Source organism: Streptomyces sp. NPDC058671 (genome assembly GCF_042716475.1).
In the GTDB taxonomy this organism is placed as follows: Bacteria; Actinomycetota; Actinomycetes; order Streptomycetales; family Streptomycetaceae; genus Streptomyces.
Genome location: NZ_JBHXSA010000003.1, coordinates 269,334 through 289,397, shown reverse-complemented (window position 1 = coordinate 289,397; position 20,064 = coordinate 269,334). Strand labels below are relative to the sequence as shown.

Sequence of the window (20,064 nt, the reverse complement as noted above, 5' to 3'; positions counted from 1 at the left end):
CATGACGGATTTCATCCGGGAGGGCCGGCTCTTCAGAGTCACCGGTTTCCTCCCCTCGCACCGACAGCTCTTCCTGGCCAGTGAGGCCACTCTGGTGGACCGGACCACGACGCGGGTCGAGGTCTACTTCGGGCATGTGGAACTGATGTTCCTCAAGCCCATCTACCGGAACGGGATCCACATTCGGCGGGCGTCCGCGGCCGAGTTCGCCGTGCTCGGTGAACGGCACGGCATTCCGGCGGAGAGCGCCGAATACACCTGGATGCTGGATCCGGACGGCGAAAGCTTCGTCGTCAGCTCCCATCCGAACTGGCGGGAGGCGGAGTACGCCCTGATGGGTGAGCGGGAGTCCTTGTACGACGGGCCCTGGCCGCCGGAGTTCCCGGCGGAATCGGGGAATGTCTTCTGACCGTCAAGAAGAAGGGGCCGTCCTCAGTGCGGATGCACTGGGGGCGGCCCCTCTCCATTTCCGCGGCGGTGGTGTCAGCCCTCCGCGTCCGCGATCCGCTCCAGCTGGGCCTTGATCACCGGCTCCGGGATCGCCGCCTTCTTCGGGTCCAGCATGTTCACCCCGTAGAACGCGGCGACGACGCCCCCGCTGCGTACCACCGTGTACGTCATCGGCACCTTCTGCTTGCCGATGTCGCCGGTGATCCGATAGCCGACCGCCTCGTCGCCGAGCTTCGGTGTCGGGAGGCTCTCGACCTTGCCGTACGTGAGACCGAGGGTCTTGAAACCCTTGGGGCATTCGGTGACGGCCCTGCGGAGTTCCTTCATGACCCGGGTGGCGTCGTCCTCCGAGTGCGAGGCGAGCCACATGGAGCCGACGGTCGCGTTGGCCGCGTCGCCGGGCTGGAGGGAGCGGTGGACCGTGCTCACCGCGGGCATGTGCGTGAATCCGCCGATGAGGCTGGCGAGGGGCTGGCAGGCCTTCTGGTCGGCCTCCATGCCGCGGCCGGCCTCGACCTCCGTCCGGGCGATCTTCTTGGCGTCGAAACCCCCGGTCCTTCCGGTGATGGCGATCTTTTCGAGGGCCTTGGCGTCGAATGCCCCGAGACGCTTCGCCTCGGCGGCCTCCTTTTCGTCGGCGCTCTGTGTCGCGCTCGCCTTCGGTTTTTCGGTGGGGGATCCCGTGGATTCGCCACTGCACGCGGTCGCCGCGAGGAGGGCCGGTAGTACGGCGAGAATCGGGAGGGCCCTGCGCAGCTTCATGTACTTTTCTTTCCTGGCGCCAGTTCACATACAGATCAAAACGAAATGATCTTACGGGCGGCAGGAAGGATTCCGCGTTACGGTTTGGCCTCGCCCCGCCCCGTATCGGACATGTCCGTCAGCTCCTTGAGTTCCCGTTCCAGGTTCTCCCGCGCCCTCCCCTCCCAGGCCGCCGCCCCGTACGGCGTACGGAAAAGCCGGGGGAGGTCGAGGAGGTGGCGGAGGATCGCCGCGCGGCCCGTGCGGAAGGCGTCGTCGGGGACGAAGGCGTACTCCTCGCGGACCGCTTCCGTGTATCCCCGGTAGGTGTCCGGGGTGGTCGCCAGGATCGCGAGGTCCGCATCGCAGAGCGTCTCGCCGTTCAGGTCGCCCGGGGACGGGTCGTGCGTGGTCGTGAGGCGGACCAGGCGGGCGACCTCCGTCACCTCGTGTGCCGTCAGGCCCGCCTCGGTGAGGGCCTTCTCGGCCAGGACCGCCGAGCGTTCCTCGTTCTCCGAGCGGTCGGGCCGGTAGACCGCGTCGTGGAACCAGGCGGCCAGCCGTACGAGTTCCAGCTCGCCGCCCTCCCCGCCCAGGTCGGTCAGTTCGTCGATGCGGTCGAGGACCGCCCGTAGGTGGTCGACCGTGTGGTAGCGGCGCTGCGGCTCGGACCAGCGGGACAGCAGGTTCCGTCCGTACGGGGCGGGGTCCGGGCCCTCGTGGCCGGCGCGGGCGGCGAGCAGGGTGGCGTTCCAGCGCTGGAGCAGCTCGGGGTGTTCCTCGGCGGTCATGGGGGCATTCTGCCCGGCGGACGGGGCGGGGCGGGTGCGGCGGGGCGTCCGCTCACCTGGACGTGATGAAGTCCAGGGCGAGCCCGGAGGCGGTCGTCCAGTAGGTGACGAGCTGGCCGTCGTCCGCGTACAGCGGGTCGGCCGGCATGGGGACGTCGATCGGCCCGCCCGCGCGACTGCCGGGCTCGCGGCCCTGGAGGGTGAGGGTGATGCTCCGCGCCTCGTACTCGTCCCTGGCACCCCCGCGGACGAGCAGCGCGGCGTGGGCCTCGTCACCAGGCGCGAGGGAGACGGGCTTGCCGGGGTCCGGGTCGCTGTCCTTGATCACGGGCACGGTGGTCCGGGCATCGGCCCCGAGGCGTACGTAGGGGTAGTGGTGGAGGAGGCACGTGTCGTCGCCGGAGTTCTGGACGGTGAGGAGAAGGTGCTTGTTCTCCTTGCCGCCCGCGGGCTCCTTGACGGCGGACACGGCGAGGTCGTCGACGGTACAGGCGGCGAGGGCGGCGGGAGCGGCGGGGCTGCCGGGCGTGGCACCGGTCGTGGCCGGAGGGGCGTCACTGGGCGTCGCCGTCGTCGCCGCGCCGCCGGGCGTGGCCGAACCCGTCGCACTCGGGGTGCTCGGCGCACCGGAGGCACCGCCCGTGCCGGCGCCGTCGTCGGCAGCGGGCCGGCACGCGGTGGAGGCGAGCAGCGCGGCGACGACGGCGGCCCCGACGGCGTACGGCTTCCAGCCCCTGGGGCTCTGACGGTCCTGCCTGACGTGCGTGTTCATGGTGATGTCCCCCCGTGGTCGGCCGTGCGAGACCGTGTCTTCGGCCGTCGCCGGCGAGCGGAGTCTGCTCCCGGAACGGCATCGACAAGCCGTTCTCGTACGTCTGTTACCGAGGAGGCACAGGGAGGAGCCGATTCCGCCGCACGGTCGCGGACACGGGGTGCGGAGGACGGGTGGCGTGGTGGGGGATCGGGCGCATTGCGATCGGGCGCATGGCGATCGTGTGCGGCAAGCAAGGAAGTCGACGCGCTGGGCGAGGCGGTGGGCGTGCTGCGGGAGCGGCAGCACGACGGAGCGCCGTCACACCTGCATCCGGGGGACCTGGGCTGGTTCTGGCGGTCGGGTGCGGAGGCGACCGCCGAGGCGGTCAGGACGTGGCGCCGGGACGGCCCGATCCTCGCCGTCCGGCTGCTGGACGGCCCCGGGCTGCTGCGGCTGGCGATCGCGAACTCGGCGCGTCGAGCGCCCTCGTCTGCACCCCGAGCGCCGACACCGGCGCGGTAGCCACGTGCAGGTCGGCGGGCGTCCACCCCCCGTCGCGGGCGGACGCTAGGCGACGCCCGCCACGGTCAGGATCGCGACCGGCAGGAGAAGGATCCACTGCGGCAACCGGAGCAGGGGCTTCGGCCAGCCGACCGAGAGCGTGACGACGAGGAAGGCGGCTGCGTACGCCACGAAGTGCGCGGCCACGAACCACGCCGTCGGGGCGGTCCCTGACGTGTCGTCCGCCAGCGCCAGATACACCAAGGCGGCTGCGGAGAGCACGAGGTCGACGCTCACCATGTGCCAGACGGCGTGGAGGACGCGCTTGGGTTCGTCCGCGAGGCCGCAGGTCAGCAGCGGGCGCACCACATCCCGGTGCCCGCCGACGATGTGCGCCGCGGCCACACCGAACGCGGTGACGCCCGCTGCGAGAAGCCAGCCGTTCATCGGATCTCGATTCCCTCGGCCAGGACGGCGGCCAGTCGGTCGGCCAGCTGAGGGTCGGGGTGTTCCCCGACCAGACCGACGTGGAAGAACACGGCTCCCGCCAGTGTGTCCAGGACGAGATCGACGGGGGTGTCGGCCGCGATCTCCCCGCGCGCAACGGCACGTTCGAAGACGACGAGCAGCCGCTCCTTCGAGGGGGCCAGGAAGTCGCTGCGGATGCGCGCCTTCAACGCCGGATCGGCGGCGAAGTCAGCGAGCAGCCCCGGGAGCGCCGCGGCGGCGGCCGGTGCGTGGAACTCGTCGATCAGGCCCTGTAGCAGGGCGGTCAGGTCCCCCGCCAGCGTTCCCGTGTCCGGGGTCGGAGCCTGGTCGGTGGTCGTGAACACGGCCTCGAAGACCAGCTCCGGCTTGCCCCGCCACCTCCGGTAGACCGTGTCCTTGCCGACACCGGCGCGGGCGGCCACCGCCCCGATCGACGTCGCGGCGTAGCCGACCTCGATCAGCAGCTCCGTGGCCGCGCCGACGATCGCCTCGTGCGAGCGGGGATCCCTGGGACGTCCCCTGGAGGACGGAGAGGAGCTCATGGGGATTAACCATACGGGTCGACCCGTATGGGAAGCAACCCCGGTCGGCGTCATGAGGACATCGCTGTGGTGCGTGGCGGGACGTGAGGTACGCACGCGGCGCAGAGGGTCTCGTCGGCGATCGGGCGGAAGAGCATGGGCTGGGTGTGGTGGCCGGTGCATTCGCGGGTGCCGTGGAGTCGGGCGGAGAGGCGGTGGGTGGGGGGTGAGGGCGGTGAGGGCGGTGAGGATGGGGCGAGGGGTGGTACGTCGCGGAGGAGGTAGCGGAGGAGTCCTCCGGGGCGGTGTACGGGGGTTCCGGTGCCGGGCAGGCCGCGCAGGATGTGTTGGTGGATGTCGGTGGGGGTGTGTCCGGCGTCGAGCCAGCGGGTGGCGAGGTGGGTGAGTTCGTCGTGCATGGCGGGTGGGATGTGGCGGAGGGCGGGGGAGAGGAGGGGGAGGGCGCCGATGAGGGCGCGGGCGTCGGGGAGGTGGGGGCTGGGGGTGTGGTCGGTCGCGGGGGTGTGGTCGGTCCTGTCCGGCTGGTCTGCCCCGGCGGTCCCGGCTGTCTTCTGCGCCTCGGCGGGAAGGTTGGAGGTGTTTCCCTGCGGGTCTTTCTTTGGATGACCGTCGGTGGGTGGGGGTCCCGGCTCACCGGCGGCCGGTTTCCGGGGGCTCGGTACGACCTGCGGGGATGTCTGGTCCGTGCAGGTGGGGAGGGGTGTGCGGGCGAGCAGCTTGATGGCCTGGTCGGAGGTCAACGGGGTGCTGGAGACGAGCTGTTGGGTGATCCAGTGCCCCTGGGCGCCCTGGACGCGCCGCTCGTGCACGAATCCTTCCTCCTTGAGCTGTCGCTTGGCGCGGGTGAACGCGGTTGCCCCGATCCGGGCGCGTTCGGCGGTTCGGGAGAGTGATTCGCGGGCGCCTTCGGGCAGGGAGAGCTGCCAGGTCAGAAGCCGGACGGCGTCGGAGGAGAGCCGAGGGTGCCGGATGAGTTCGTGCGAGAACTGACTGAAGGCGCGGGAGGGCGCGTTAAAGTGCCGGTAGATCACGGTGGGCTGCTTCCACTGGTGGTTCAGGCCCTCGCCGATGGGTGCGAACCGTCGGCGGGGGCCGTTTTGCGGCGAACGTACCGCACGCTGTGTGTCCAGGACGACACGCCCAGTAAAGTACGCCCGTACGAGTGACATCTCCCAACCGGGCGAACTCCGGCCGCCCCGGACTCCCTGGGCAGGGGCCTCACGGGGCGCGGAGCCAGAGGGCGGTGCCGAGTGCGCCCACGGCCACCGCGATCAGGAAGAGGGCCGTGCGGGCGGCGGCGAGGTGCTGATGATGCGTACGGCTCCGCGCGGGGTCAGACTCGCGCGTTCCGCCGGGCTCGCCGTCCAGCACTGGTCGATCGCCGCCTCCCACAGGTATCCGCTGGGCCGCACCAGGGTCAGCAGGTTCCCGTGCACGTCCCGTACTTCACCGGTGAGCGCCCGCTGCGCGTCGGTCACGATGTCACCCACGCGGTACCTCACGGGGTGGTGCAGGTCGTCGAGTTCAGCAGCACGGTGAGGCGCTTGGCCCCGCCGAGGCTGACGACCCCGAGTCCGTACCGGTGCTCGTCACCCCCGGGCCCGTGCGTGACGTCCCGGTAGAGCCCGCTCGTGGGCAGGCCGGCGGAATCCATGGCGGCCTTGAGGTCCCGGAAGACCCGGGCGGCCTCGGGCTCGGAGACGGGGCGGAACGGTCGGGTCTCCCGCAGGGGCGGTAGCGGTGGCGTACTCATGCAGCCTCTTTTCCTTGGGTTCTCCGCGCGGCCTGCGCTCAGGGAATCGTCCCGCTGTTCGTCCGCCCTCGTAGGGGCATTTCCAGGGGCAAGTCGCTATGTTCGTTTGTTCTCACGACCGTTGAGTGGTGCGCGAGGGGCATCATGGGACCCATGGCGATCGGGGAGTTGATCCGGGACCTGCGCAAGGCCCGTGGGTGGTCTCAAGGCCGGTTGGCGCAGGCGCTCAACGACGCGTACGGCACGAGTCTCGATCGGGAGTACGTGAGCCGGTGGGAGCGTTCCAGGAACGTCCCGAGCGGGTTCTACCTGGCGAAGTTGTCGGCCGTCCTCGACGTGCCCCTGGCTGTCCTTGAGGGTGAAGTGAAGCGACGTACCTTCCTGACCGATGTCGCCGGGACCGCCATAGCTCCGGTGGCGGCCTCCGAGCTGCTGTCCGCCGGCTTCGCCGCCCGGCTTTCGGGCGGGCCCTCGGCGGACGACTGGGAGAGTCGGCTCGCCACGTACGGCACGGACTACATGTCGATGGGCGCGGCCGACATCCAGCGGCGTGTGTCTGGTGAACTGGTCGTGGTGCAGCAGCAGTTGGATCAGTCACGCCTGTGGTCGGTGGCGTCCAGGCTGATGACGCTGTACGCCAAGACGTTCCCCGGTTCGGACGGCTCCAAGGCGGTGCACTGGTACCGGATGGCGGCGCAGGCGGCGGACGAGTCCAGGGACGCACACGCGCGCGTGTGGGTGCGTGGGCGTGCGGCCATCGCCCTCGGGTACGAGGGGGCTTCTCTCGGCGTGGCCGACGTGCTGGCCGATCAGGCGATGGAGATCGGTGACCGGCCTTCGCTCGGTCTGCTGAACGCCGTGTACGGCAAGGCCCATGCCGCCGCCCTCCGGGGCGATCACGCGTCCGCCCGTGCGCTGGACACCCTGGGGCGCAAGATCTTCGACGAAGCGGGCTCGTACGAGCAGACCTCCGACTACGCGGTGCCCTGGTGGCGACTGAACGTCTTCCGGTCGCTGTTGCTCGCCCGGCTCGGCGACGAGAAACAGGCGGTGGAGGCGCAGGAATCGGCCCGCGCCGAGCTCCCCGCGGCGCTGCCCCGTTTCGCCACGCACCTGGAGCTGCACCGGGCCCTGATGCTGGCACGGTCGGGGGACCGCGCCGGGGGCGTGACGTACGCGGCCCGGGCGATGGCGGCGCTGCCGCCGGAGAAGCACAGCCTCACGCTCAGGATGCTGGTGGGCGAGATCCACGCGTAGGAGGGGGCGGCCTTCGACGTCCGTACGTCCGTCACGCCCGCGTGACCTCGCTCGTTCGGGTCCGCCGCCGTGCGGGGGCCGGGCACCGCTGGTGTGCTGGGCGGGACCCCCGTACCCCCGTGCCACGTACAGGAGCAGCCCGATGCCCGTCATCGTCACCATCGAGATTCCCGGCGGTACCCGTGAGCAGTACGACGAGACCACGCGGCAGCTCCGGGCCACCGAGTGGTTTCCGCCGGCCGGGTTCATCGCGCACGCGGCCGGGCCGGACGGGAGCGGGGGGTGGCGGGTCGTGGACTTCTGGGAGTCCGAGGACGACTTCCGGGCCTTCATGGAGAAGGGGCGGTCGATCTTCGAGCGCGACGGCACCCGGACGATCCTGCACACGGTGCAGGAAGCGGTGAGCGTGATGGTGCGGCCCGAGCCGAAGTAGCGGCCCCGCACACCGTGGTGGTGGCGGTGTGAAAACCCTTTGCGGGTCGGGGGCGCCGCCGTCAGGCTTCACCGCCATGAGCAGTCATCATTCCGCCGAGCCCTCCCGCCCCGTCGCGGACCTCTTCTCCTCCGACGGGCGCCTCAAGGCGATCCCCCGCAGGCCCGCCCGCCGTGAGGCCCTTCTCGCGCACCTTGCCGAGACGCTGTTCGTCGTCGGTCGGGACTACCGCGAGCCCGAGGTCAACCAGGCCCTCCTGACCGTGCACGAGGACTTCCCCGCCCTGCGGCGGTATCTCGTCGTCGGCGGCTTCCTCGCCCGTACGAAGGACGGTTCGGCCTACCGTCGGCAGCAGCAGCCCGGCTCCCCCGGAGGCGCGATCCCCGCCGTCGCGTGACCGCCGCGGTGGTGGCCGGCCTCCTGGCCGGCTACGGCATCGCGATCCCGGTCGGCGCCGTCGGCGCCTATCTCGTGGCCGTCACGGCCCGTACCGGCTGGCGTACGGGCGTCGGCGCGGCCCTCGGTGTCGCCACGGCCGACGGCGTGTACGCCCTCCTGGCCGTGGCGGGCGGCTCCGCGCTCGTCCCGGTGCTCGCGCCCGTCATGGACCCGCTCCGCTGGGCCTCCGTGACCGTGCTCGTGGTGCTCGCCGCGCGGGCGGCTTGGCAGGCGCTCGCCGCCTACCGGGCGGGCGGGCTCGCCTCCCGTGATGACGGGACCGTCCTCACCCCGGCCCGTGCGTTCCTCACCTTCCTGGGCATCACGATCCTCAACCCCATGACGGTGATCTACTTCGCCGCCCTGATCCTCGCGACGGGCCCCTCGGCCCCCGTGGGCCTGGCCGACCGCACCGCCTTCGTCCTCGCGGCCCTCGCCGCCTCCGCCAGCTGGCAACTCCTCCTCGCCCTGGGCGGCACCCTCCTCGGCCAGATCCTGACGGGGACCCGGGGGAGGCTGGCCACGACACTCGCGTCGAGCACGCTGACTGTGGTGCTCGCGGTGCGGCTGGTGGGGGAGGGGGTGGTGTGGTGACCGTCCGGGCTCCGGGCGTCCGCGCTTCCGGGCTCCCGGCTTCCGACTCCAGGAAGTGCAACCGTACGGTTGCGATGAGTACGGGGACGTGCAACCCTGGGGTTGCGTCCGCTGGCGTGTGGCGCTTCCTACGCGAAGAAGGAGTCCCCCATGAGTGAGGACCGGATCGAACGCGAGACCCTCATCGACGCGCCCCTCGAACGTGTCTGGACCCTCGTCGCCCAGCCCGGGTTCTGGGTGGCCGACGAGGCGAGCGTCGCCGGAACCGTGGCCCGCGAGGGCGAGTCGATGCTCGCCCGGAACTCCGTCCACGGCGACTTCCCCGTACGCGTCGAGAAGGTCGAGCCGCCGACCTACGTCGCGTACCGCTGGGCCAGCGCCTTCTCCGGGCAGGAGCTGACCGACGACAACACCACCCTCGTCGAGTTCACCCTGACCGAGGAGGGCGGCGGCACCCGGCTCCGCGTCGTCGAGAGCGGCTTCGCCGCACTGCCCGGGTCGGAGGAACTGCGGACCCAGGCGGTACGCGACAACAGCGGCGGCTGGCCGCAGGTGCTCGACGCGTTCAAGAAGCGCGCCGAACAGCCGGCGCAGTGACGCAGGACCCGAGAGGAGCGGGCGGCTCGGAGAGCGCGGCGGGGCCGGGGGCCGGGGCAGGGCGAGGGGCTGAGCCTCGGACCCAGCACGGGCGTGGGTCCGGGCCGGCGGCCGGGGCAGGGCGAGGGGCTGAGTCTCGGACCCAGCACGGGCGTGGGTCCGGGCCGGGGGCAGGGGCCGGGCGCGGGTCCGGGGGTGAGCCCCGAGTCGAGCGCGGGTCCGGGGCCGAGCCCCCGCCCCCGCCCGAGCCCGGAGCCGGGACTCCGCCTCAGTCCCCGCCCGGAGCAGACGTCGCCGACGGCGTGTTCGGGGCGCTCGCCGATCCCACCCGGCGACGGCTGCTCGACCTCATCGCCGAGCAGGGGGAGGCCACCGCGACCACCCTCGCCGCGCGTCTCCCCGTCTCCCGCCAGGCGATCGTCAAGCACCTGACCGTCCTCGACGCCGCCGGGCTCGTCTCCTCCACCCGCGTCGGCCGGGAGGTCCGCTACGCGGTCCGCCCGGCCTCGCTCGACGCGACCGCCCGCTGGATGTCGGCCCTCGCCTCCGACTGGGACCGGCGTCTCGCCGCCGTCAAGCGCATCGCCGAGCAGGGGTGACCCCGGCCGCTGCCGCTCCCGCAGCGCCCCCTCCCTCAGGGCCGCGCCTTCGCCAAGGTGCAGACGCCCTCCTCGCACTGCCGCTCCCAGCGGCCCCGGGAGATCGTCTGCGCCAGGCCGACCATCCAGCAGGTGGGACAGCCGCGGAAGGCGATCAGGGCCAGGGGAGCGGCCAGCAGGGTGGCCGGGCCGGCGACGGGGACGAGGGCGATCGAGCCGACGATCAGGCCGAGGCCGATCGCGCCGCGTGCCAGATGGCGCGGGACGGACCTGCTGGCGAAGTTCGACGGGGGCGGAGCCGGGGACCGTACGGTGGTCCGGGGCGGGGAACTCGGTTCGTGCTGCGTGGTGTTCACGATCGGTGCTTCCTCCTGTCGGGCGGCCGGACGCCGGTCAGCCGGTGGGTGTCGTGGTCGTCAGGGCGTCGCGCAGTGCCGTACGCGCCCTGTGCAGCCGTGACTTCATCGCCGCGTCGCTCAGGCCGAGCGAACGGGCCACGGACCTGCCCGGCAGGCCCTGGACGTCCCGCAGGATCAGGACCTGCCGCTGGTCGCGGGGAAGGGCGCTCACCGCGGCCGCGATCCGCTCGGCCTCCAGCCTGCGCAGCACCGCGTCCTCGGCGGACGGTTCCGTCGGCGCCCCCGGTACGGGCGGCGCGTCCGGTCCTGCCGGTGCCGAGTCGCTCCGCGAGGCCAACTGCCTTACGTGTCGCAGGCATTCGTTCCGTACGATCCGGAACATCCACGAGGCGAGCGCGCCCGTGGCCCGCAGGGTGCCGATCTTCCGGTACAGGATGATCAGCGCCTCCTGGGCCGCGTCCTCCGCGTCCTGCGGCGAGGCGCACAGGGACAGGGCGAACCTGCGCACATGGGGCTGCGACTCCATGACGACGGTGGTGAGCGACGTGATGTCGCCGTCCTGAGCTGCCTTGATCAGCCGCTCGTCCGGCCAGGGAAAGCGTCGGTTCATGCGCTGGTCCCACCCGTTCCCCGTACGCCGGTCAGTTCCGTCCCCGGTAGCGCCGTGTCAGGTGCCAGGCGCACGCCCCCACGAGCAGCGCTCCGATCACGACGAGGCCGGTGACCATCATGAGTGTTCCCTCCCGGTTCCACCGGCCCGTTCGGCCGGTACGCGGATAAGAGCCGGGGCGGCCCGGAAAGGATTCGGCCCGGGCGGAGGTTTCTCTCGCCGGCTCCCCGACATCCGCGGGTCGGTGTCGGAGAGGGCGCCGATCAGGCTCTTCCTCGTGCTGTCCGTGACCGGCCGCGGCGGGCCCCTCGGAGATGGACCGGGAAGGACGGGTCGTCAGCGGTCGGCGGCCTGGAAGCCCCGCAGGCGCAGGCTGTTGCCGACCACGAAGACGGAGGAGAAGGCCATGGCGGCGCCCGCGATCATCGGGTTGAGCAGTCCGGCCGCGGCGAGCGGCAGGGCGGCGACGTTGTAGGCGAAGGCCCAGAAGAGGTTGGAGCGGATCGTGCCGAGCGTCTTGCGGGAGAGCCGGATGGCGTCGGCCGCGGCCCGCAGGTCTCCCCGTACGAGGGTGAGGTCGCCGGCCTCGATGGCGGCGTCCGTGCCCGTGCCCATCGCCAGACCCAGGTCGGCCTGGGCGAGCGCGGCGGCGTCGTTGACGCCGTCGCCGACCATCGCGACCGAACGGCCCTCCGCCTGGAGCTTCTTGACGACGTCGACCTTGTCCTGCGGCATGACCTCCGCGATGACCTCGTCGATGCCGACCTCGGCGGCGACGGCCTCGGCCACGGCCTTGTTGTCGCCGGTGAGCAGGATCGGGGTCAGGCCGAGCGCGCGCAGCCGGCGGATCGCCTCGGGGCTGGTCTCCTTGACGGCGTCCGCGACCTCCAGGACCGCGCGGGCCCGGCCGTCCCAGGCGACCGCGATGGCGGTCTTGCCGGCCCGTTCGGCCTCGTCCTTCGCGGACTTGAGACCCGCGGGGAGCGCCATCGCCCATTCGTCGAGGAGCTTCTCCCGGCCGACGAGGACGGCGTGCCCCTCGACGACACCCTGGACGCCGAGGCCGGGGATGTTCGCGAAGTCCTCGGGCGTGGGGAGCGTCCCCACCTTCGCGGCGGCGCCGGTGGCGACGGCCTGCGCGATCGGGTGCTCCGAGGAGTGCTCAAGGGCACCCGCGAGGCGCAGGACGTCCTTCTCGTCCACGCCCTCGGCGGTGTGGACCTTGATGAGGGTCATCCGGCCGGTGGTGACGGTGCCGGTCTTGTCCAGGACGATCGTGTCGACCTTGCGGGTCGTCTCCAGGACCTCGGGTCCCTTGATGAGGATGCCGAGCTGCGCGCCGCGCCCGGTGCCGACCATGAGGGCGGTCGGGGTGGCGAGGCCGAGGGCGCAGGGGCAGGCGATGATCAGGACGGCGACGGCGGCGGTGAACGCGGCCGTGAGGCCCTGTCCGGTGCCGAGCCAGAAGCCGAGGGTGCCGAGGGCCAGGGCGATGACCACGGGGACGAAGACGGCCGAGATGCGGTCGGCGAGGCGCTGGGCGGCGGCCTTGCCGTTCTGCGCGTCTTCCACGAGCTTCGCCATGCGGGCGAGCTGGGTGTCGGAGCCGACGCGGGTGGCCTCGACGACGAGGCGGCCGCCGGCGTTGAGCGTGGCACCGGTGACGGAGTCGCCGACCCCGACTTCGACCGGTACGGACTCGCCGGTGAGCATGGAGGCGTCCACGGCGGAGGAGCCCTCGACGACGGTGCCGTCGGTGGCGATCTTCTCGCCCGGGCGAACCAGGAACCGGTCCCCGACCTGGAGTTCGGCGGTCGGTACGGTGACCTCGCGGCCGTTCCTGAGGACGGTCACCTCCTTGGCGCCCAGCTGCATCAGCGCCTTGAGCGCGGCGCCCGCCTTGCGCTTCGAGCGGGCCTCGAAGTACCGGCCGGCCAGGATGAAGGCGGTGACGCCGGCCGCGGCTTCGAGGTAGATGTTCCCGGCGCCGTCACTGCGGGCGATGGTGAACTCGAACGGGTGGGTCATCCCCGGCGTACCGGCGGTGCCGAAGAACAGCGCCCACAGGGACCACAGGAACGCGGCGATCGTGCCGACCGAGATGAGCGTGTCCATCGTGGCGGCGCCGTGCCTGGCGTTGGTCCAGGCGGCCCGGTGGAACGGCCACGCGGCGTACACGACGACCGGCGCGGTCAGCGTGAGGCTCAGCCACTGCCAGTACTCGATCTGGAACGCCGGGACCATCGCCATCGCGATGACCGGGACGGCGAGCGTGACGGCGGTGACGAGCCGCTGCCTGAGGGGCCGCAGCTCCTCGTCCGCCTTCTCCTCGTCGGTGGGGCCGCCGCCGTCGGGGGTCTCGGACTTCGGGGGCGCGGGCTCGGCGGCGGTGTAGCCGGTGGCCTCGACGGTGGCGATGAGGTCGGCGACGTCGACGTCCGCGTCGAAGGTGACCTTCGCCTTCTCGGTGGCGTAGTTGACGGTGGCCTCGACCCCGTCCATACGGTTGAGCTTCTTCTCGATACGGGCCGCGCACGAGGCGCAGGTCATGCCGCCGATCGTGAGCTCGACCTGGGCGGTGCCCGGAGTGGTCGTGGTCATTTCCTGCTCCTCTTTCTTGGGCTCGGTTCACCTCCGGGCGCTTTCGGCCGGGCTCACAGGGACGACCGTGCTCGCCTCCCTCGTTCCTCGGGAGGTTCCGCGCGCTCGTCCCTGTTCCCCCGGCGCGCCCTTCGGCTCACGCGCCGGTCCCGGGGTGAAGCGTTCGTAGGCGTGGTGGGCGGGCCCCGGCGGTCGAGGGGGGACCAGGGGTCAGGCGCGGCCGGTGAGGTCGTAGCCCGCGTCGTCGACCGCCGCCGTGATCGCGGCGTCGTCGGGCTCGCCGCCCGTCGTCACGGTCACCAGGCCGCCGGTGACGTCGACGTCCACGGAGATGACGCCGTCGAGCACGCCGACGGACTTGGTGATCGCGGTCTTGCAGTGGCCGCAGGTCATGCCGGAGACGGCGTAGACCGTGACGGTGCTGTCGGCGACCGCGACGGCGGTGGTCTCCGTGGTGGTCGAGCAGCTGTTGTCAGGGGTGCAGCAGGAGCCCATGGCTTCCTCCTCGGTCGGTTCCACTTCACCAGATACCCTTGGGGGGTATTCGGTCGTGAGTCCATGTATACCCCCCGGTGGTATCTGACGCAAGCGCCCGCTCGACTTGACTTGATACCCCCCAGGGGTATGGTGAAGTGCATCGAACGGTTCACCACGCCACCCACGCACGGGAGAGCAGTCATGAACACCGGACTGAGGATCACCGCCTTCGCCGCCGCGCTCGCCGCGACTTTCGGGACCGCGTACGGGGTCGGCAGGGGCGTCGGCCCCGTCGAGGAGCCGAAGAAGGCCGACCACGGCGACCACGCGACCGCGCCCGCCCCCTCGAAGAGCGCCGCCGCCGACGGGCACGCGGGCCACGACGAAGGCGCGGCCACGGGCACCCCGGCCGCCGCGAACCTCCCCGGCGGCCTCCAGGTCTCCCAGGACGGCTACACCCTGGTCCTGGAGACCCCGACACCCGCCGTCGGCCGGAGCGTCCTGAAGTTCTCCGTCAAGGACGCGGCCGGCCGGAAGGTCACCGCCTTCGCCACCGAGCACGGCAAGGAACTGCACTTCATCGTCGCCTCGCGCGACCTCGGCACCTTCCGCCACCTGCACCCGGTGAAGGCCCCGGACGGCACCTGGACGACCCCCGTCGACCTCCCCGCCGCCGGCGGATACAAGGCCTTCGCGGACTTCAAGCCCGCCGCGCCCGGAGCCAAGGGCATTACGCTCGGTGCGGACCTCGCGGTCCCGGGCGCGTACGCGCCGAAGCCGCTGCCCGCCGTGAACCCGACCGCGACCGTCGACGGCTACCAGGTCCGGCTCGGCGGCACCCTGAACCCCGGCAAGGCCGGCGAACTGCGGCTCACCGTCACCAAGGGCGGCAAGCCCGTCACCGACCTGGAGCCGTACCTCGGGGCGTACGGGCACCTCGTCGCCCTGCGCGGCGGCGACCTCGCCTACCTCCACGTGCACCCGAACGACGGCGGCCCCGGCCCGGACGTCTCCTTCACGGCGACGGCGCCCAGCCCCGGCACCTACCGCCTGTTCCTCGACTTCCAGCACGGCGGCAAGGTCCGCACGGCGGCCTTCACGGTCGCCACGGGCAGCGCGAAGGCGGATGTTCCCGCAGCCGGGGAGGCGGGGCACGATGCGGAAGACCACTCGCACGGCTAGGCTGGTCATTGGACTAGACCTGTAGCCGTCATTTATGGAGAAATGGGCCTCGATGAGCAACCGTGCAGTCCTTGAGGTGATCGCCCTCGACGAGGAAGACGCGGTCGCCGCCCAGACCGGTGGCGCCGACCGGCTCGAACTCGTCAGCGACATGGCGGCGGACGGGCTCACGCCGTCCCGGATCGGCTTCGCCACCATCCGCGCCGCCGTCGACATCCCGCTGCGCGTGATGCTCCGCCTCACCGACGGATTCGCGGCCGGGGACGTCGACGCCCTCGTCGGGCGGGCCCTCAAACTGCGCGAAGCCGGCGCCGACGAGTTCGTCCTCGGTTTCCTCACCCCGGACGGCGAACCCGACCTCGTGGCCGTCGAGCGGCTCATCGCGGCCCTCGAAGGCGCCCGCTGGACCTTCCACCGGGCGATCGACCGGGCCGCCGACCGCGACGGACTCCGCAAGCGGCTCGCCGACCTCCCCGGCCTCGACACCTACCTCACGGCGGGCGCCGCCACCGGCGTCGACGACGGCATGACCACCCTCGCGGCCGAGGCCGCCCGGTCCGGCGAGCCGGGTTACGAGGCCCAGATCCTCGTCGGCGGCGGCCTGCGCCTCGACCACCTCCCGGAACTCCGGGCGGCCGGCCTCGACGCCTTCCACATCGGCGGCGCGGCCCGCCCCCAGGGCTGGACGGCCCCCGTCTCGGCGGACGCGGTCCGCGTCTGGCGAGAGGCCCTCGACGCCTGACCTGAGACCTGACCCACCGCGCAGAGACGGCCGGACCCTCGGACCGAGCCCACACCGCGCGCCGGGCCGAGCCCACACCGCGCGCCGGACCGGCCCGCCCGACTCCTCGCGCCCGGGCCGGGCCCACACCGCGCGCCGGCCCGTCCGACTCCTCGCGCCGGACCGGCCCGCCCGACTCCTCGCGCCGGTCCGGGCCCGGGGCCGGCCCGCCCGGCCCGCAGGGTCCGGACGCGCCCGTCCACCCCGCCCGGCGCCGCCCTCCGCCCCCGCCGATAACCCCTCGCCGGGGGCGGAAGACGGTCGCTAGCCTGCCCCGTATGGCAGCCACCCCCATGCGATCCGGCGCACTCGACATCGACACCGTGTTCGTCGAGCGGCTCGTCGCCGACCGGTTTCCGCAGTGGGCCGGGCTCGCGGTTCGGGCCGTGGACTCCGCCGGCACGGACAACGCCATGTTCCGGCTCGGCGACGACCTCGTCGTACGGCTGCCCCGCGTCCCGGACGCGGTCGGACAGGTCGAGAAGGAGCAGCGCTGGCTGCCCCGGCTCGCCCCGCACCTGCCGCTGGACGTCCCCGTCCCGGTGGGGCGGGCCGGGGCGGGACCGGACTTCCCGATGCCCTGGTCCGTCTACCGGTGGCTCGACGGGGACGACACGTACGACGTGCCGCTCACCGACCTCGCCCACGCGGCCGTCGAACTCGGCCGCTTCGGCGCCGCCCTGCGTACCGTCGACGCGAGCGGGGGACCGCCGTCCTTCCGGGGCGGCCCCGTCACGGACTGGGAGGACGGCGACCTGCCGCGCGCCGTCCGCGACCTCGGGGCCGCCGGCCTGGTCGACGCGGAACTGGCCACTGCCTCCTGGGAGTCGGTCCTACGGCTCCCGCAGTGGGACGGCGCTCCCGTCTGGGTCCACGGCGACCTGCTGCCGGGCAACCTGCTCGGCCGCGACGGCCGGCTCAGCGCCGTCATCGACTTCGGCGGCCTCGGCACCGGCGACCCGGCCTGCGACATGATGCCCGCCTGGACCCTGCTCACGGCGGACACCCGCCCGCTGTTCCGCGAGGCGGCCCGCGCCGACGACGCGACCTGGGCGCGCGGGCGGGGCTGGGCCCTGGCTTGGGGCCTGGTGACCGAGCACGACTACCGCGATACGAACCCGGTCCTCGCGGCCGTCGCCCACCGCACCCGCACCGAGGCCCTCGCGGAGTACGCCACGCTCTGACCCCGCAGGTCCGGGACCCGCCCAGGACCGCGACCCCTCAGCTCCGCGACCTCTCGGCTCAGGGTCAGCGGACGACGTCGAAGACGTTCAGCTGCATCCCGTTGGCGTACGCCTCGTGTTCGACGAGCTTCAGCTTCTGCGCGTCCTTGTCCGTGCCGCTGAACAGCCGCTTGCCCGCGCCGAGCAGGAGCGGGAAGACGAGCAGGTGGTAGCGGTCGATGAGCCCGGCGTCCGAGAGCGCGCGGTTGAGGCTCGCGCTGCCGTGCATGATGATCGGCCCGCCCTCGGTCTCCTTCAGCGCGGCGACCTCGTCGAGCGAGCGCAGGATCGCGGTCTCGCCCCAGTTGTCGACGAGGCCGTCCTCGGTGAGGGTCGTGGACACCACGTACTTCGGCATCGCCTTGTACTGTGCGAAGTCCTCCATGTCCGGCCACACCGCGCTGAACGCCTCGTAGCTGACCCGCCCGAGCAGCATCGCCGAGGCCTCCTCCTGCTCGCGGCCCTTGATGCCGTACGCCTCGGGGAGGAACTCCATGTCCTTGAAGGTCCAGCCCGCGTTCCGGTAGCCGGACTCCCCGCCGGGGGCCTCCACGACGCCGTCGAGCGAGACGAAGGCGGAACTGATCAGGGTGCGCATCTGGGTTCTCCCGTTCGGATCATGACTGGTGCTCAGCAGCAACTATCACTGAGGACCGGAGACGACGGGGAAACTCACCGGTCCTCCGCGAGGTCGCGCCGCGCGGATCATCCCCGCTCCAACTGCTCCGGCAGCGGCGCCGAGTGGACGACGGTCAGGCCCGACACGGCGCGCGTCAGGGCCACGTACAGACGGCGCAGGCCCGTGCGTTCGTCGGGTTCCGCGTCGACGACCGCCGCCGGGTCGTCCAGGACCACGTAGTCGTACTCCAGGCCCTTCGCGAGCGACGCCGGGACCAGCGTCAGCCGGGACTCGGCCGTCGTCTCCTCGCCCGGCGCGAGGTACGGGAGACCGGCGGCCGTGAGCGCCTCCGCCAGCGGGGCGATCCGCGCGTCCGCCGCGATCAGGCCGACGGAACCCTCGTGCTCCAGGGCCTCGGCGCAGGCCGCGACCACGTCCGCGTCCAGCGTGTCCGTGCGGCGCACGACGAGCGACCCGGGGTTCTCCCGTACGGACTCGACCGGCGCGAGCCCCGGCGACATGTGCGGAAGCAGCCGCGAGGCGTACGCGATCACCTCACGCGGCACGCGGAAACCGGCGGTCAGCTCCTCCACCACGGCCTCCGGCTTCCCCAGGTGCCCGAGTGCCTCCGCCCAGCTCGCCGTCGCCCACGGCGTCGTCCCCTGCGCCAGGTCGCCGAGGATCGTCGCCGACCCGGTCGTGCAGCGCCGGCCCACCGCCCGGTACTGCATCGGGGACAGGTCCTGCGCCTCGTCGAGGACGACGTGCCCGAGCGAGTGGGTCCGCTCCACCAGGTCCCGCGCCTCGTCGATGAGGACCGCGTCCGCCGCCGACCACCTCACCGTCTTCACGCTCCGGGCCGGCTTCGCCCAGAGCAGCAGCTTCTGCTCGTCCTCGGTCAGCAGGCCCTCCGCGTGCTCCGCGAGGAACTCCCGGTCGCTCAGCAGCCTGAGCACCAGTTTCGCCGGCTCCACCGGCGGCCAGCACTCCTTGACGACGGCCTTCACCGCCGGGTTCCGGGCGACCGTGTTCTGCACCCGGTCGTCGGGCGCCTCGCCCGCCTGCTCCATCCGGACGAGGACGGCGTGCGCGATCCGTTGCGGCAGCGCGTCACGGGCCGCCCCGTAGCGGATGTCGCGTTCCATCAACTCCCTGACGATCTCCTCCAGTTCGTGCGCGGGCACTCGCCAGCGGCGCGAACCCCGCACCACCATCAAGGGTTCCTTCGGCAGCGCGATGTGCGAGCGGACCGCCCGCCGCAGCACCTCCGCCATCCGGGCGTCGCCCTTCACGACCGCCGTCGCCGCCTCGTCCGTCCCCCGCACCTCGACGTGCCCGACGAGGTCGTCGACCGTCGCCTGGCTGACCTCCAACTCGCCGAGGGCGGGCAGGACCTGCTCGATGTAGTGGAGGAAGGACCGGTTCGGCCCGATGACGAGGGTGCCGGTGCGGGCGAGCCGCTCGCGGTGGGCGTAGAGGAGGTAGGCGACCCGGTGCAGGCCCACGGCCGTCTTCCCGGTACCGGGGCCTCCCTGCACGCACACGGTCCCCGAGAGGCCGGAGCGGACGATCCCGTCCTGCTCCGGCTGGATCGTGGCGACGATGTCCCGCATCGGACCGACACGGGGCCGCTCGATCTCCGCCTGAAGCAGCCGGCTGGTCTTCTCGAGCTCGTCCGGGTCTGACAGGTGCTCGTCCTCGTACGCGGTGAGTTCGCCGCCCGTGTACCCGAAGCGGCGACGGAGCCCGACGTCCTGCGGGTCCTTCTTCGACGCCTGGTAGTACGGCTGCGATACCGGCGCCCGCCAGTCGATCACCATCGGGTCGCCGTCGGCGTCGTGGACGTGCCGCCGCCCGATGTAGAAGCGCTGCCCCTCCTGCGTGGTGTGCAGGTAGTCGAGCCGCCCGAAGAACAGCGGGAGGTCGGAGAGGTCGGCCAGCGCCTTGATGCGGTCCTCGATCATCCGCCCGAGCGCGAGCGAGTTGACCCAGTTCGCCGTGACGTCCTTGATGTCGAGCGCCTCGACGTCCTCGCGCATCGCGCGCAGAGCGGCACGGGACGAGGTCAGATGGGCGCGCTCACGCGCGAGGGGATCGTCGGAAACGGGCACGGTGAAGCCTCCGGGCAGGTGGATACGCGGACACGTCGAGGTGGCCGCCGGTTTCCGACCGGGCGGCGGCGCTCCACAAGGAGGGAGGCGGGGAAGCTGGCGAGTGTAACTCCGCGCGGGAGCGGGCCGCGAATCGTTTTCGGCCGTTCGTACCCGTAGGGG

24 protein-coding genes and 1 pseudogene are annotated in these 20,064 nt (G+C 72.3%); 11 read left to right on the top strand and 14 right to left on the bottom strand.

Annotated features, from left to right (window positions below):
• The first annotated feature begins 1 nt into the window (after position 1).
• A complete protein-coding gene (locus ACFWV2_RS05740) occupies positions 2 to 409 on the top strand; it encodes a hypothetical protein (RefSeq protein ID WP_384402126.1) in 408 nt (135 codons plus the stop codon).
• A 74-nt stretch (positions 410 to 483) separates the two neighbouring features.
• On the opposite strand, the gene ACFWV2_RS05735 is transcribed toward ACFWV2_RS05740, so the two are convergent.
• The 3 genes from ACFWV2_RS05735 to ACFWV2_RS05725 form a co-directional block, all read right to left on the bottom strand.
• A complete protein-coding gene (locus ACFWV2_RS05735; RefSeq protein ID WP_384402123.1) occupies positions 484 to 1,212 on the bottom strand; it encodes a hypothetical protein in 729 nt (242 codons plus the stop codon).
• A 77-nt stretch (positions 1,213 to 1,289) separates the two neighbouring features.
• Entirely contained in the window at positions 1,290 to 1,982 is a 693-nt protein-coding gene (locus tag ACFWV2_RS05730) for a hypothetical protein (protein WP_384402120.1), read from the bottom strand.
• A gap of 52 nt (positions 1,983 to 2,034) precedes the next feature.
• Positions 2,035 to 2,754: a DUF4232 domain-containing protein gene (locus ACFWV2_RS05725; protein WP_384402118.1), complete on the bottom strand. Its 720-nt coding sequence runs from the start codon at positions 2,752 to 2,754 to the stop codon at positions 2,035 to 2,037.
• A gap of 212 nt (positions 2,755 to 2,966) precedes the next feature.
• On the opposite strand from ACFWV2_RS05725, the pseudogene ACFWV2_RS05720 reads away from it, so the two are divergent.
• Positions 2,967 to 3,216: pseudogene (locus ACFWV2_RS05720) on the top strand (GNAT family N-acetyltransferase); the annotation flags it as partial.
• Positions 3,217 to 3,303: 87 nt separating this feature from the next.
• Here ACFWV2_RS05720 and ACFWV2_RS05715 read toward each other — a convergent pair.
• From ACFWV2_RS05715 to ACFWV2_RS05695, 5 genes are all read right to left on the bottom strand, one after another.
• Positions 3,304 to 3,684: a hypothetical protein gene (locus ACFWV2_RS05715; protein WP_384402115.1), complete on the bottom strand. Its 381-nt coding sequence runs from the start codon at positions 3,682 to 3,684 to the stop codon at positions 3,304 to 3,306.
• Positions 3,681 to 4,268 (bottom strand): TetR/AcrR family transcriptional regulator, encoded by a 588-nt coding sequence (locus tag ACFWV2_RS05710; protein WP_384402112.1) that lies wholly within the window; start codon positions 4,266 to 4,268, stop codon positions 3,681 to 3,683. Before ACFWV2_RS05710 ends, ACFWV2_RS05715 begins: the two co-directional genes overlap by 4 nt.
• A 50-nt stretch (positions 4,269 to 4,318) precedes the next feature.
• Positions 4,319 to 5,437 carry a hypothetical protein gene (locus tag ACFWV2_RS05705; RefSeq protein WP_384402109.1) on the bottom strand — a complete coding sequence of 373 codons (1,119 nt, stop codon included), beginning with the start codon at positions 5,435 to 5,437 and terminating at the stop codon, positions 4,319 to 4,321.
• Positions 5,438 to 5,539: 102 nt separating this feature from the next.
• Positions 5,540 to 5,758 (bottom strand): hypothetical protein, encoded by a 219-nt coding sequence (locus ACFWV2_RS05700; protein ID WP_384402106.1) that lies wholly within the window; start codon positions 5,756 to 5,758, stop codon positions 5,540 to 5,542.
• Between the two features lie 8 nt (positions 5,759 to 5,766).
• Positions 5,767 to 6,021 (bottom strand): hypothetical protein, encoded by a 255-nt coding sequence (locus tag ACFWV2_RS05695; protein WP_384402103.1) that lies wholly within the window; start codon positions 6,019 to 6,021, stop codon positions 5,767 to 5,769.
• A gap of 153 nt (positions 6,022 to 6,174) precedes the next feature.
• Between ACFWV2_RS05695 and ACFWV2_RS05690 the strand changes: the two genes are divergently transcribed.
• The 6 genes from ACFWV2_RS05690 to ACFWV2_RS05665 all read left to right on the top strand — a co-directional run bounded on the left by ACFWV2_RS05690 (position 6,175) and on the right by ACFWV2_RS05665 (position 9,939).
• Entirely contained in the window at positions 6,175 to 7,278 is a 1,104-nt protein-coding gene (locus ACFWV2_RS05690) for a helix-turn-helix domain-containing protein (RefSeq protein WP_384402100.1), read from the top strand.
• A gap of 142 nt (positions 7,279 to 7,420) precedes the next feature.
• Complete coding sequence (locus ACFWV2_RS05685; protein ID WP_384402097.1) at positions 7,421 to 7,711, top strand: hypothetical protein; 291 nt, start codon at positions 7,421 to 7,423, stop codon at positions 7,709 to 7,711.
• A gap of 76 nt (positions 7,712 to 7,787) precedes the next feature.
• Positions 7,788 to 8,108, top strand: a complete 321-nt coding sequence (locus ACFWV2_RS05680; RefSeq protein ID WP_384402094.1) for a DUF2087 domain-containing protein — start codon at positions 7,788 to 7,790, stop codon at positions 8,106 to 8,108.
• Entirely contained in the window at positions 8,105 to 8,743 is a 639-nt protein-coding gene (locus ACFWV2_RS05675) for a LysE family transporter (RefSeq protein WP_384402091.1), read from the top strand. The genes ACFWV2_RS05680 and ACFWV2_RS05675 overlap by 4 nt, the downstream gene beginning before the upstream one ends.
• Before the next feature lie 150 nt (positions 8,744 to 8,893).
• Positions 8,894 to 9,340 carry an SRPBCC domain-containing protein gene (locus ACFWV2_RS05670; protein ID WP_384402088.1) on the top strand — a complete coding sequence of 149 codons (447 nt, stop codon included), beginning with the start codon at positions 8,894 to 8,896 and terminating at the stop codon, positions 9,338 to 9,340.
• Positions 9,341 to 9,642: 302 nt separating this feature from the next.
• Positions 9,643 to 9,939 (top strand): ArsR/SmtB family transcription factor, encoded by a 297-nt coding sequence (locus ACFWV2_RS05665; RefSeq protein WP_384402085.1) that lies wholly within the window; start codon positions 9,643 to 9,645, stop codon positions 9,937 to 9,939.
• Positions 9,940 to 9,974: 35 nt separating this feature from the next.
• On the opposite strand, the gene ACFWV2_RS05660 is transcribed toward ACFWV2_RS05665, so the two are convergent.
• The 4 genes from ACFWV2_RS05660 to ACFWV2_RS05645 all read right to left on the bottom strand — a co-directional run bounded on the left by ACFWV2_RS05660 (position 9,975) and on the right by ACFWV2_RS05645 (position 14,004).
• Positions 9,975 to 10,295, bottom strand: a complete 321-nt coding sequence (locus ACFWV2_RS05660) for a hypothetical protein (RefSeq protein WP_384402082.1) — start codon at positions 10,293 to 10,295, stop codon at positions 9,975 to 9,977.
• A 37-nt stretch (positions 10,296 to 10,332) separates the two neighbouring features.
• A complete protein-coding gene (locus ACFWV2_RS05655; RefSeq protein ID WP_384402499.1) occupies positions 10,333 to 10,806 on the bottom strand; it encodes an RNA polymerase sigma factor in 474 nt (157 codons plus the stop codon).
• A gap of 438 nt (positions 10,807 to 11,244) precedes the next feature.
• On the bottom strand, positions 11,245 to 13,509 hold the full coding sequence (locus tag ACFWV2_RS05650) for a heavy metal translocating P-type ATPase (RefSeq protein WP_384402079.1): 2,265 nt from the start codon (positions 13,507 to 13,509) through the stop codon (positions 11,245 to 11,247).
• 210 nt (positions 13,510 to 13,719) lie between these two features.
• Positions 13,720 to 14,004, bottom strand: coding sequence for a heavy-metal-associated domain-containing protein (locus tag ACFWV2_RS05645; protein WP_384402496.1), 285 nt, complete (start codon positions 14,002 to 14,004; stop codon positions 13,720 to 13,722).
• A 183-nt stretch (positions 14,005 to 14,187) separates the two neighbouring features.
• Here ACFWV2_RS05645 and ACFWV2_RS05640 point away from each other — a divergent pair, with 183 nt between their 5' ends.
• From ACFWV2_RS05640 to ACFWV2_RS05630, 3 genes are all read left to right on the top strand, one after another.
• Positions 14,188 to 15,168, top strand: a complete 981-nt coding sequence (locus ACFWV2_RS05640; protein ID WP_384402076.1) for a hypothetical protein — start codon at positions 14,188 to 14,190, stop codon at positions 15,166 to 15,168.
• A 52-nt stretch (positions 15,169 to 15,220) separates the two neighbouring features.
• On the top strand, positions 15,221 to 15,910 hold the full coding sequence (locus ACFWV2_RS05635; protein WP_384402073.1) for a copper homeostasis protein CutC: 690 nt from the start codon (positions 15,221 to 15,223) through the stop codon (positions 15,908 to 15,910).
• 317 nt (positions 15,911 to 16,227) lie between these two features.
• Positions 16,228 to 17,133 carry an aminoglycoside phosphotransferase family protein gene (locus ACFWV2_RS05630; RefSeq protein WP_384402070.1) on the top strand — a complete coding sequence of 302 codons (906 nt, stop codon included), beginning with the start codon at positions 16,228 to 16,230 and terminating at the stop codon, positions 17,131 to 17,133.
• Positions 17,134 to 17,197: 64 nt separating this feature from the next.
• Here the strand turns inward: ACFWV2_RS05630 and ACFWV2_RS05625 are convergent, their stop codons facing one another.
• Entirely contained in the window at positions 17,198 to 17,770 is a 573-nt protein-coding gene (locus ACFWV2_RS05625) for a dihydrofolate reductase family protein (protein ID WP_384402067.1), read from the bottom strand.
• Between the two features lie 107 nt (positions 17,771 to 17,877).
• Positions 17,878 to 19,902, bottom strand: coding sequence for a HelD family protein (locus tag ACFWV2_RS05620; protein ID WP_384402064.1), 2,025 nt, complete (start codon positions 19,900 to 19,902; stop codon positions 17,878 to 17,880).
• Positions 19,903 to 20,064 lie beyond the last annotated feature (162 nt).